The organism is Planktothrix sp. (genome assembly GCF_046067725.1).
Taxonomy (GTDB): domain Bacteria; phylum Cyanobacteriota; class Cyanobacteriia; order Cyanobacteriales; family Microcoleaceae; genus Planktothrix.
In genome coordinates this window covers 1-11,093 of record NZ_JBJUDF010000237.1, presented here as the reverse complement: position 1 = coordinate 11,093, position 11,093 = coordinate 1, and the positions used below count along the sequence as shown (strand labels likewise).

11 protein-coding genes and 2 pseudogenes are annotated in these 11,093 nt (G+C 38.2%); 8 read left to right on the top strand and 5 right to left on the bottom strand.

All coding sequences use genetic code 11. The annotated features are described in order from the left end of the window. A pseudogene (locus ACKPEB_RS14780) lies at nucleotides 1-843 on the top strand (hypothetical protein); the annotation flags it as partial. Between the two features lie 171 nt (nucleotides 844-1,014). On the opposite strand, the gene ACKPEB_RS14775 reads toward ACKPEB_RS14780, so the two are convergent. Continuing rightward, nucleotides 1,015-2,523 carry a UbiD family decarboxylase gene (locus ACKPEB_RS14775; RefSeq protein ID WP_408965690.1) on the bottom strand — a complete coding sequence of 503 codons (1,509 nt, stop codon included), beginning with the start codon at nucleotides 2,521-2,523 and terminating at the stop codon, nucleotides 1,015-1,017. A gap of 197 nt (nucleotides 2,524-2,720) precedes the next feature. On the opposite strand from ACKPEB_RS14775, the gene ACKPEB_RS14770 reads away from it, so the two are divergent. Continuing rightward, entirely contained in the window at nucleotides 2,721-2,873 is a 153-nt protein-coding gene (locus ACKPEB_RS14770; protein WP_408965689.1) for a hypothetical protein, read from the top strand. Here ACKPEB_RS14770 and ACKPEB_RS14765 read toward each other — a convergent pair. Further along, on the bottom strand, nucleotides 2,870-4,036 hold the full coding sequence (locus tag ACKPEB_RS14765; RefSeq protein ID WP_408965688.1) for a GIY-YIG nuclease family protein: 1,167 nt from the start codon (nucleotides 4,034-4,036) through the stop codon (nucleotides 2,870-2,872). The two genes, ACKPEB_RS14770 and ACKPEB_RS14765, sit on opposite strands and share 4 nt — an antisense overlap. A 265-nt stretch (nucleotides 4,037-4,301) precedes the next feature. Between ACKPEB_RS14765 and ACKPEB_RS14760 the strand changes: the two genes are divergently transcribed. The 3 genes from ACKPEB_RS14760 to ACKPEB_RS14750 all read left to right on the top strand — a co-directional run bounded on the left by ACKPEB_RS14760 (nucleotide 4,302) and on the right by ACKPEB_RS14750 (nucleotide 6,469). After that, nucleotides 4,302-4,466, top strand: a complete 165-nt coding sequence (locus ACKPEB_RS14760; RefSeq protein WP_408965687.1) for a hypothetical protein — start codon at nucleotides 4,302-4,304, stop codon at nucleotides 4,464-4,466. Between the two features lie 41 nt (nucleotides 4,467-4,507). Then, nucleotides 4,508-5,755, top strand: a complete 1,248-nt coding sequence (locus tag ACKPEB_RS14755) for a CapA family protein (protein WP_408965686.1) — start codon at nucleotides 4,508-4,510, stop codon at nucleotides 5,753-5,755. Nucleotides 5,756-6,082: 327 nt separating this feature from the next. Beyond that, nucleotides 6,083-6,469 (top strand): DUF2358 domain-containing protein, encoded by a 387-nt coding sequence (locus tag ACKPEB_RS14750; protein WP_408965685.1) that lies wholly within the window; start codon nucleotides 6,083-6,085, stop codon nucleotides 6,467-6,469. Nucleotide 6,470: 1 nt separating this feature from the next. Here ACKPEB_RS14750 and ACKPEB_RS14745 read toward each other — a convergent pair whose 3' ends face one another. Beyond that, nucleotides 6,471-7,685 carry an RNA-guided endonuclease InsQ/TnpB family protein gene (locus ACKPEB_RS14745; protein WP_408965684.1) on the bottom strand — a complete coding sequence of 405 codons (1,215 nt, stop codon included), beginning with the start codon at nucleotides 7,683-7,685 and terminating at the stop codon, nucleotides 6,471-6,473. A 69-nt stretch (nucleotides 7,686-7,754) separates the two neighbouring features. Here ACKPEB_RS14745 and ACKPEB_RS14740 point away from each other — a divergent pair. Together ACKPEB_RS14740 and ACKPEB_RS14735 are read left to right on the top strand one after the other, a co-directional pair. Further along, a pseudogene (locus tag ACKPEB_RS14740) lies at nucleotides 7,755-7,856 on the top strand (hypothetical protein); the annotation flags it as partial. A gap of 176 nt (nucleotides 7,857-8,032) precedes the next feature. Continuing rightward, the gene (locus tag ACKPEB_RS14735; RefSeq protein ID WP_408965683.1) at nucleotides 8,033-9,220 is read left to right on the top strand and encodes a TRC40/GET3/ArsA family transport-energizing ATPase; all 1,188 of its coding nucleotides are present in this window, start codon (nucleotides 8,033-8,035) and stop codon (nucleotides 9,218-9,220) included. Between the two features lie 48 nt (nucleotides 9,221-9,268). Here the strand turns inward: ACKPEB_RS14735 and ACKPEB_RS14730 are convergent, their stop codons facing one another. Next, nucleotides 9,269-10,075: an inositol monophosphatase family protein gene (locus ACKPEB_RS14730; protein WP_408965682.1), complete on the bottom strand. Its 807-nt coding sequence runs from the start codon at nucleotides 10,073-10,075 to the stop codon at nucleotides 9,269-9,271. Between the two features lie 64 nt (nucleotides 10,076-10,139). On the opposite strand from ACKPEB_RS14730, the gene ACKPEB_RS14725 reads away from it, so the two are divergent. Then, nucleotides 10,140-10,472 (top strand): NAD(P)H-quinone oxidoreductase subunit M, encoded by a 333-nt coding sequence (locus ACKPEB_RS14725; protein ID WP_408965681.1) that lies wholly within the window; start codon nucleotides 10,140-10,142, stop codon nucleotides 10,470-10,472. A 91-nt stretch (nucleotides 10,473-10,563) separates the two neighbouring features. On the opposite strand, the gene ACKPEB_RS14720 is transcribed toward ACKPEB_RS14725, so the two are convergent. After that, the gene (locus ACKPEB_RS14720; RefSeq protein WP_408965680.1) at nucleotides 10,564-10,851 is read right to left on the bottom strand and encodes a hypothetical protein; all 288 of its coding nucleotides are present in this window, start codon (nucleotides 10,849-10,851) and stop codon (nucleotides 10,564-10,566) included. Nucleotides 10,852-11,093: the final 242 nt, after the last annotated feature.

Here is an 11,093-nt window from a genome sequence, read left to right as displayed (position 1 = left end):
TATGATTTAGACCGAAATAATCAAACCTTGGTTGATGAATTGCGAGTCATTCGTAAAACAATGGCAGATCAATGGTTAAAAATTTCCCCTGATCATTTAGAACGAATTTATAATAATGATTTAGGGAAAGGGTATCAGATTCTTTTAAATCGGGGGATTCAACGGGAACCTTTAACCACAGAAGAGCAACAATTTATCAATGAAATGACTCAAAATGCCATTGGACTCAAACAATCTGATTCTTTAAATTCTTTGATGGTGTTAATGTTATATTATCCTGCGGGTAAAATGTTAGTGGCTGATGCGGATCATCGTTTGCCTCATTGGTTACTGAAAGATTATAAACGGGTGTTTGAAGATCCATCACGAGTGGCAAAAGTACCTGATGCTATTGTATCGAAAACTCAAGAATTACCTGAAACAGAATCCTTTCAAAAACGGCTAGTTGGATGTGTGAATTTATATCGAATTGATCCCTCTAATGTGAGTATTATTGATGAGTTACGCCAAATTCGTCAACACTTCGCTAATTTTTGGTTAGACTTTCCATCTACCTCATTAGAATCAATTTATCAAAGTTCAGTGGGTCAAGGATATCGAACCTTATTACACAGTGGTTTTTCTCAAGTTAGTTTAACAGGTTCAGAACAAGAATGGATTAAAACCTTAGCATCTAAAATGAATCAAGGACTCAATCAAACAGAAAAGATCAAATATCTTTTAGCGGTGTTATTATATTGTCGTCCTGGGCAATTGCAAATTCAAGATTTATCCCGTTTACCCCAATGGTTTCGCTCAGATTATGAACAATTAAGTCATCAAGATTCTAGTTTGAAACTTTAGAATTTAGCGACATCAATTCATTAGACCTTTCCAAAAAGCCCTGTAGAGACGTTTCATGAAAAGTCTCTACAAAGGTTCTAGGCGACGCCCCTTTAATTTCTGGAAATATCTATTAAACGTTGTTGCGCTTTAGGGTTCTTGTTAGGAGCTAAAGCCCAACAACGAATCATTCTATCTTATTTCATAGCCGAATTTATTCGGGTCTACTTCGGTTAAATTCACATCAGTTAATCCATATTCTGCCCAACGTTTGGTTACCCTTTCAGCAACATCAACATCTGATTCTAAAGGTTCTCCCCATTCGTGATTGGTTTCAGGCGGAATTTTTGTCGTTGCATCGATTCCCATTCTTCCTCCTAACCCAATTTTTTGACTGGCAAAATCTAACGTATCAAACGGGGTATCAGGAAGAATAAAAACATCCCTGGATGGGTCAACTTTTGAACTAATTGCCCATACCACTTGTCGCGGATCTCGAATATTAATCTCCTTATCTACAACAATTACAAATTTGGTATAAGTAAATTGAGGTAAGGCACTCCAAAACGCTAACGCAGCCCGCCTGGCTTGACCCGGATAAGCTTTATCAATGGAAATAATAGCCGCTTTATAACTTAAGGCTTCCATGGGTAGGAAAAAGTCTACAATTTCCGACACTTGCTGTCTTAAAATCGGCGTATAAATCCGATTTAATGCGATCGCCATCATCGCTTCTTCTTTGGGGGGACGACCGCTAAAGGTTGTTAAATAAATCGGGTCTTGACGATGGGTAATACACTGAAATCGGATTAAGGGAGAATCTTCAACCCCGCCATAATATCCCATGTGATCTCCAAAGGGGCCATCAGGTAACATTTCCCCAGGAGTGATGGTTCCTTCTAATACAAATTCGGAGTCCGCAGGAACTTCTAAATCTACCGTTTTACACTTGGCTAATTGCACGCCAGAACCGCCATATAATCCGGCAAATAACCATTCAGATAAATCAACCGGAATGGGGGTTGCAGCCGCCATAATAATTAAAGGATCAACGCCTAATGCGATCGCAATTTCTAATTTTTTTCCCTTCTCTGCCGCTTTCCGTAAATGTCTCGCACCTCCTCGCACCGATAACCAATGGACGGTCATGGTATTTTTAGATTGTAATTGTAATCGATAAACCCCAACATTGGGAGTTCCCGTTTCACAATCTTTCGTAATCACTAATCCCAAAGTAATGATTTTTCCCGCATCTTTCGGATAGGGACGAATCATGGGAATTAAGTTTAAATCAATATCATTTCCTTCAATCACCACCTGTTGACAAGGAGGAAAAAAATTACGACCGGGTTTTGCTTTAACAACATCAAATAAAACTTTACCAAAATCAATGGCTTGAGAGATTTTTTTAGGGGGTTTGGGTTGTTGTAACATTCCTAATTTTTTCCCTAATTCTTCTAACTCTTGGGGAGTTTCCATGTTCATTGATAAACAAACCCGTTGTTCTGTTCCTAATAAATTGACAGCCACTGGATAAGGTGAACCTTTGACATTTTCAAATAATAATCCAGGGCCACCACATTGCAACATTCGGTTAGAAATTTCAGCAATTTCTAAGTCAGGATCAACTAAAGCTTTAATTCGCCGTAATTGTCCCCGTTCTTCTAAGAGTTTTAAAAATCCCCTTAAGTCTCTTGCCATTGTATTTAAGAATTGTTACGTCTATTTTTTATATTATGACATTTTTTGCGAATAAATGCGACTCTATACCAAAATAATAAAGGAGATAACCACCCGTTTCTCTGAATAGAACAATCGAAAAATTTTTAACAAGTTTTAACCCGATTAAGTTCTAATAAATAAAGAACACAACTCCGACTATTCAGGAGGAGAAAAATATGCCAATTAAAAATAACCCTGAAATGGGAAAAGTTTTGACAACGTTAACAATTATTAATCGATCCGAGCAAATTTTAGCAGAAGTTGGGGTCATATCTGAAGAACAAATTCGCTCGATTATCCTCAAGAATGTATTAGTAGATATCAGTTAAGGAGAATCACTGATTAACTCAACATTAACACAAAAACGAATTCCTAAGATTTCTTCAAAGGCAGATTCAAGACTCGGAATTTTATCTTGAATCATTTTCAGTAACGTTCGACTGGTGACACCGACACGAGTGCTTTCAGGACTTAATTCAATTAAACTTCCTTGTTGACGTAATAAGGTTTGAGTTCCTAATGGTCTAATTTGGGTTAAAACTTGATGCCAAATTTCATCTAAACTATCACAAGGAATAAAACCTAGTTCTCCCGTATCCCCATCTTCTTTAATATGAACTAAACGACAATAACGGGCTTCAAAATTAAATTCTTTTAAATCTTTAAAAAGTTCAGGAACCATCCCAGGTAACGCCCAATATCGTCGAGGAATTTCAATTTCTAAACGAGCGTAAGGTTTATCCGTTGTAAAATAAATTCCTAGGGGAACTCCGGCTTCTAATAAAGAGGTGTCTTCTATATTTTCTTCCCCTGCGGTAATAGAATATTGGTCTAAACAGGTTTTTAATTGTTCAAATTTAGTTTCATATTCAAACAAGGAAAACCCCACCATAATTACGGTATCACCTAATTGTAAACACCGTTTTTGTTGAGCAACTCCTAAGCGATAACGGATTTGACTCATGGCACTATGTCTTAAAGATTGTTCTGTATAAATACTATTTCCATTTAATCCATGAGATTCTAAACGAGATAAGATGCGACTCATATCTCTTTGAATGGCAACTTTAAATTCTAGTAACTGATCTCGTTCCTGTTGCAATTTATGAAATTCTTGTTCTAGGCGAGTTAATTTTTCTTCTGTATTTTTTAGTTTTTGATTGGAGGATTTTAACTGTTGTGAAAGGGTGCTAATTTGCTGATAAGTTTCTTGACGTAGACGAAAATAATCATGAATTAAGCGAGTTGCATATTCAGGAGAATCAAATTCAAACCAATCACTTTGTAAACGACGATAAGCAAAGATCTCATGAAGTTTGGTTTCATCTTTTTGAGCATCAGCAGAGTGAAAAATTTCAATCACTTTTAACGCATAGGGAATTTGATCATTGAGGATTTGATTCCGGGTTAAGACCTGCTGCGCTCTTTCAATTTTATATCGTTTTGTTGCTTCGGCTTGCAATAAATAAATATTTCCTTCTAACTCAGTCATATTAATTTAAACCTCCTTGTTCTAGCTTCCCTGGCGGTTGCTCTAAATATCAGAATCATTGTTAACAAAAGCTGGGTCTGGTTATCAAGAAAATCATTAAGCTCGATCTAGTGATTGGATAACTGGGGCTAGGTCATGTTAAACTGCGGAATGACAATGGGTAAACCAGCAGTTATTGGGTTCCTCAGCCAGAAAATAGCAGTTCATGACCTCATTATAATTGATGAATCGGAAATTAACACTCTATTTTAAGGAAAAATCGACCATGATTAAAACTGAATCAGTTAATGTTATCTTTAATCTAGGTACAGCTTTAGAAAAAATAGCTCTCAAGGAGATTAATCTAATGATTTCTCAAGGTCAATTTGTGACGGTTATTGGCAGTAATAGGGCGGGAAAATCAACGTTGAGGAATTTCGCCATCGTTTAGCGTGGATCAATTTAGGCTGAGAAAATCGTTTACGCGATCACATGGAATTATTATCTGGGGGTCAAGGTCAAGCGGTGAGTTTATTTATGAAAAAAATATTCAAAAATAGTTTAATTTTGTTAATAGTATCTAGTGGTTTTTTAATGCTATTAGCAGGATGCACTCGCAATACAACCCAAACACAACCATCAGAAGCTATCACCGAAGTCACCCCGACTCAACCGCCTCAACCCCAACCTTATATTAAAACAGCACAATTAGTGGCTGTGGGGGATATTATGATGCACGGTGCTCAAATTAAATCCGGTTATAACCCAACCACCAAAACCTATAATTATGATCACTTTTTTACTGAAGTTAAAGGGATTTTATCTTTTGGAGATTGGATTATTGCCAACTTAGAAACCACTTTATCCGGCCCAGAAACAGGATACACCGGATACCCTTTATTCAATGCCCCAGATTCCTTAGCAGATGCGATTAAAAAAGCAGGATTTAATATTATCTCAACGACTAATAATCATTCTTTAGATCGAGGAGAAAAAGGAGTTTTAAAAACCTTAGAAAAGGTTAAAAAACGCGGATTAATTCCTGTAGGAACCGCTGCATCTGCTGAAGAATCGGCTAAAATTGTTATTGTTGAAAAAAACAATATTTCAATGGCGATTTTAGGTTATAGCTACGGAACAAACGGTATCCCTATTCCTAAAGGCAAAGATTATTTAGTGTCTCTAATTAATCCTAAAAAGATGATTCAAGATATTGACAAAGCTCGTAAAACAGGGGTTGATATTGTCACTGTTATCTTACATTTTGGCTTAGAATATCAACGACAACCTAACGCGGAACAAAAAGCCTTAGTGAAACAATTAGTGAATGCTGGGGCTGATATTATATTAGGAAGTCATCCTCATGTTGTCCAACCTTATCAAATCTTTGAAAAAACTGAAGAATCAGGAAAGCTTAAAAAAGCCGTTGTGATCTATTCTATGGGAAATTTTATTTCTAATCAACGGGAAAAATATCGAGATTTAGGCGTTATTTTTAAAGTCAATCTTTCTAAGAGATTTCCTGATGAAACCACCGAAATTAAAGATGTTAAAGCTATCCCCACTTGGGTACATCGGTATTGGAAAAATGGAAAATATCAGTTTCGGATTCTTCCCATTGAACAAGTGTTAAAAACCCGAAAAGATCCCTTATTATCAACCTCAGATTATCAACAGTTAGAAACTGACTTAACAAACATGAAACGGCATCTCAATTCTTTTCAAGAGAAATCACAGTAAAAAAAATTTTTTCACTAAATTAGGTTTAAAATGATCGAAAAAAGCCATAATCCTAAAACTTATATTTTGTAAAAATTATTGAGATTTGCTAGAACAATTTCAAATCTGTTGTAATATTTTATTGTGGGAGTTGGGTCTCCCAACCCAAATTCCTAGACGGTTAGGGAACCTAACCCCTACAGTGATTGTTTACAAATAAAATAGGATTGCTATATAAGTACCCAAACATAATGATTAGCAAATTTCTGATTCCCTGTTTCCTGTTAAGCTGTTCCCTTTCTCAAGTCGGTCATTGATTTTACACAGCTACTTATATATATTAATTTTATGAATATTATTGACATTCTCAAACAAGATTATCAACAATTTCCCGAAAACCAAAGTTATCAGATTTATGCCGATAACGTTTATTTTGAAGACCCCATGAATCACTTTAACGGGTTAAAACGTTATCAACAAATGATCGGATTTATGAAAACTTGGTTTTGGGATATTCAACTCGATTTACATCATATTACCCAAACCCAGAATTTAATTGAAACTCGGTGGACACTGAGTTGGACAACTCCCCTTCCCTGGAAACCCAGAATTTCGATCTCAGGACGCAGTGAACTAAAATTAAACCCTAATAATCTGATTGAAAGCCATATCGACTATTGGGACTGTTCGCGCTGGGACGTGGTGAAACAGTTATTCTTGCTGAAAACCCGGTGAACTACCGCAGACCAATCCTACCGGATTCGGTGTGGGCTTCTGATTTCATCGCCCGATGCCCTTTCACCTTGCGGTTATCCGGTCTTACACAGACTCCCTCAGCAGAGACGGGGTTCCCTCCGCCTTTAAGAATTCTGATGCCTTCATTCCTGATATTCAGTGAAGCGTTTTCGTCACGGTCATGGTGAGTATGACAATTAGGGCAATCCCATTCTCTAATATTTAGAGGTAACTCATCTACAACATGACCACAACTCGAACAAGTTTTGGAACTGGGGAAGAAACGATCAATTTCTACAAGCTTCCCACTTCTTTGTTGAAGCTTGTAATCCAAGAAATTGATAAACATTCCCCATCCGACATCAGATATTGACTTAGATAGCTTTTGGTTTTTAACCATTCCCTTGACATTGAGGTTTTCAACGACAATTACTTGGCTTTCGTTTACCAATTTTCTTGATAATTTATGCAAGAAGTCTTGGCGGGAATTAGCGATTCTCTCATGAACCTTAGCTACCTTTTTTCTGGATTGCTCTCTCGCAGAACTACCTTTGGTTTTTCGAGAGAGTTTTTTCTGTTTTCGGGCTAAATTTTCCTGGTGACGGTTTAAATGTTTCGGATTGACATATTTAGTTACGCTTTCTCCATCATGAACAATCGCGAAATCTTTTAAACCGAGATCAATTCCAATAACTTTGTTACCTGACTCCTTGACTTCACTTCCTTCTACTTCACATAGAATTGAAGCAAAGTATTTATTAGTCGAAGTCTTGGAAATTGTTACGGTTTTAATCTTCCCTTGGATCTCTCGGTGAAATACGGCTTTAATTTTACCAATCTTAGGGACTTTTAGGTATTCACCATTAACAGTAACACTTTGGGGATACTGAATTGATTGTTTATGGTGTTTAGACTTGAAATTAGGGAATTTAGCTCGTCCTTCAAAAAAGTTTTTGTAAGCCCTGTCTAAGTTAATAGCTACACATTGGAGAACCGATGAGTAGCAATCTTCCTTGAGCCAAGGATATTCTTTTTTGAGTTGAGGGAGCATTCCCTTATAAGATGCTAATTTTAGGCTTTTGCCAGTTTCTTGATAGTGCTGAATACAGGCATTTAAAGCCAAATTCCAATACCATCTTGCACAGCCAAATGACTTAGCTAACACTAATTCCTGTTCGGGTGTTGGGTAGAGTCTAACTTTTGTAGCCTTCAGCACTTTGAATCACCTCCTTTTCTCTTCCAATACCATCGAGATCTAGCTTTGAGTAATTGAGTTAACCATCTTAAATCTGTAACATCTCGGAAACTTAGACAAGAGTTCTCTGATTACTTAAGTTCTTTTTACTGGAAAGATGTTTTTTGGAAGGGTTCTCCTGAAGGTCGCTAGTTGTGGTGGAGTTACTATTTCTACCTTGAGACAATACATTGAAAATCAAAATCAACCCGATTCCGATAAATCCTGACTGCAATTCATCCCACACTGCCCTACCGGGTCAGACGTGGGGCTTCTTGCGGAAGATGTTAAAGTTAAACAATGTAAACTAATTTTAAGCTTAACATCGTATGCGCGTAATTCTCATGACGGGTAAAGGTGGCGTCGGTAAAACCTCCGTTGCAGCAGCAACCGGGTTACGCTGTGCCGAGTTGGGACATAAAACCTTGGTGCTGAGTACCGACCCCGCCCACTCCCTCGCCGATAGCTTTGATATGGAGTTGGGACACGAACCCCGCCAAGTCCGACCCAACCTATGGGGGGCTGAACTGGACGCTTTAATGGAACTCGAAGGCAACTGGGGGGCAGTGAAACGCTATATTAGTCAGGTATTACAGGCGCGAGGACTTGACGGCGTACAAGCCGAAGAATTAGCAATTTTACCGGGGATGGATGAAATTTTCGGTTTGGTGCGGATGAAACGCCATTATGATGAGGGAGATTTTGAGATTCTAATTATTGATTCTGCCCCAACGGGAACCGCCTTGAGATTATTAAGTTTACCAGAAGTGGGCGGTTGGTATATGAGAAAATTTTACAAACCGTTACAAGGAATGTCGGTGGCGTTACGTCCCCTATTTGAACCGATTTTTAAACCTTTGACGGGTTTTTCATTACCGGATAAAGAAGTCATGGATGCCCCTTATGAATTTTATGAAAAAATTGAAGCCTTAGAAAAGGTGTTAACGGATAATATGCAAACCTCGGTGCGTTTAGTAACAAACCCTGAAAAAATGGTGATTAAGGAATCTTTACGCGCCCATGCCTATTTAAGTTTGTATAATGTTTCGACGGATTTAGTCATTGCTAATCGCATTATTCCTGAAGAAGTCACTGATCCCTTTTTCACCAAATGGAAAGAAAATCAACAACAATATCGTCAAGAAATCCATGATAATTTTACCCCCTTACCTGTTAAGGAAGTTCCGTTATTTTCTCAGGAGTTATGTGGATTTGAAGCGTTAGAACGGTTAAAAGAGACGTTATATGCAGATGAAGATCCCAGCCAAGTTTATTATAAAGAAAATACCGTTCGAGTTGTGGAGGATAAAAATCAATATACCTTAGAATTGTATTTACCCGGAATTCCCAAAGAACAAATTCAACTCAATAAAACTGGAGATGAACTGAATATTAGAATTGGCAATCATCGCCGGAATTTGGTATTACCTCAAACTCTCGCTATGCTGCAACCTTCTGGGGCAAAAATGGAAGATGATTATTTGAAAATTAAGTTTGCCAATGGGGTAAAAGTTTAACGAGATTAGGTGCGTGTGCGATCGCTGACGCACCCTACTGTTTAATCTTTATTTGTGCTTAAAATTATCAACAAAGGGTTCAAATACTGATAGTAATTGCGGTTGACTGACCACTAATGTCGGATAGGATTGAGTTCCATAATTTCGCCCAATTTCTAAGGGGAAAGGTTCACCAGAAAGAGGACACCAAACCGCACCTGCGGCTTTAACAATCACCCAACTTCCGGCGATATCCCAAATTTTAGGAGTGGCTTCAATACCTCCTAACGTAGCACCCAGGGCGACAGTCAGAAAATTATACGCCGCCATCCCTAACATCCGAATTTTACAAGGAAGATGAGGTGCGATCGCTACACTCCGAGAACATAAGTTAAAAAAGTGATTAGAAGTTAAAGGATCAGAACTCGCATGAATGGGTTGACCATTTAAAAACGCTCCGTCTGAACCCGTTAAACTTGATGACCCGAACCAAAACCCATGAAAGGTTTGGTTTAAAGGCGGTAAATGAATTAAACCAAAAACTGGGATTCCTTGATAAAGTAATCCTACAGAAATCCCCCAAATCGGAATTCCTCTAGCGAAATTCGTCGTCCCATCTAAGGGATCAATAATCCAGCACCAGTCTTGATGGGGAAAAATATGTTCGGCTTCTTCACTGAGAACCCCATGTTCAGGAAAGGTTGCCGCAATGCGAGTCCGAATTTCAAGATCAGCCCATTGGTCAGACCGGGTAACTAAACTCCCATCGGCTTTTTCATCCGCTTGGACAGTCCCGAAATCAAGCATTAACTGATGTCCAACGTCATTGACCGTTGTCGATGCGAAATTAAAAATTTGATCCCAAAAATTACTCATTATTTCCTAGAGTGATGTCAAAATAAAAAACAATCCCAATAAAATCTATTCTGTTAAACGGCTTATGATGCTGAAATCCACCACTCGCCATATCCATATCTATACGGCGGAAATTCAGAATGAAGAGTTAGTAGACAATGAACAAGTCCTCACCTTGGATGTTGATCCTGACAATGAATTTAACTGGAATGACCAGGCGTTGCAACAAGTGTATCGGAAATTTGACGAGTTAGTCGAGTCGTTTAATGGCGAAGACCTGACCGAATATAATTTACGTCGGATTGGATCGGATTTAGAACATCTGGTGCGATCGCTGATCCAAGCAGGTGAAATTAGTTATAACCTCGACTCCCGCGCTGTGAACTATAGCATGGGATTACCTAGAGTTAATAGTTAAGATAGATAAGAGTCTGTACAACAGGCATCTTGCCTGTTAACCACTCACTCTGGGCATCCGTCACGGCTGCTATCACAGTTCTGCTGAGATTCTAAACCGGGTGATCCGGATCAAAACTTGAAACCTCAGATTGAGCGTTAGGCGCTGAGGATTGTTTTTGCGATCGCTGACGTTGTAAAAATTGTTTCATGGACACTTGACGGTTACTCATGAATCGACTCCAAGAACCGGGAAAAAACTGATCCATTGTTTCAATTAATGCCCAAACCTCCAAATTAATCATTTGGTAGTAATGACCGTGAGACTGTTTTAATTGAGTCAGCCGTTCATTAATTTCCAAATCAGGTAAGAATTTCGGGTCATCAGGAGAATGACTCATGAGGTGAGTATCCTTAAATAAGGTTAGTTCCCAATCAGTGATAATGATGACAATGAGCCATAATTTTTCAAATGGGGCATCTTGTATTTTCAATTGTGAGTCTATCTTAATCGTCGTGAGAGGACTCCCGCCGAGCGCGTCAGCTTGGCGGTGAGATGAATCACGACAAAATAAAAGCATGAGCGGTAGCGAATACGATTTAATTGATATAGATAGAGGTTGCACAAAAACCAAATAAATGT

Coding starts and splice junctions, on each gene's coding strand:
- ACKPEB_RS14775 (WP_408965690.1), bottom strand. CDS start 2,523: ATGGCAAGAGACTTAAGGGGATTTTTAAAACTCTTAGAAGAACGGGGA.
- ACKPEB_RS14770 (WP_408965689.1), top strand. CDS start 2,721: ATGCCAATTAAAAATAACCCTGAAATGGGAAAAGTTTTGACAACGTTA.
- ACKPEB_RS14765 (WP_408965688.1), bottom strand. CDS start 4,036: ATGACTGAGTTAGAAGGAAATATTTATTTATTGCAAGCCGAAGCAACA.
- ACKPEB_RS14760 (WP_408965687.1), top strand. CDS start 4,302: ATGATTAAAACTGAATCAGTTAATGTTATCTTTAATCTAGGTACAGCT.
- ACKPEB_RS14755 (WP_408965686.1), top strand. CDS start 4,508: ATGGAATTATTATCTGGGGGTCAAGGTCAAGCGGTGAGTTTATTTATG.
- ACKPEB_RS14750 (WP_408965685.1), top strand. CDS start 6,083: ATGAATATTATTGACATTCTCAAACAAGATTATCAACAATTTCCCGAA.
- ACKPEB_RS14735 (WP_408965683.1), top strand. CDS start 8,033: ATGCGCGTAATTCTCATGACGGGTAAAGGTGGCGTCGGTAAAACCTCC.
- ACKPEB_RS14730 (WP_408965682.1), bottom strand. CDS start 10,075: ATGAGTAATTTTTGGGATCAAATTTTTAATTTCGCATCGACAACGGTC.
- ACKPEB_RS14725 (WP_408965681.1), top strand. CDS start 10,140: ATGATGCTGAAATCCACCACTCGCCATATCCATATCTATACGGCGGAA.
- ACKPEB_RS14720 (WP_408965680.1), bottom strand. CDS start 10,851: ATGAGTCATTCTCCTGATGACCCGAAATTCTTACCTGATTTGGAAATT.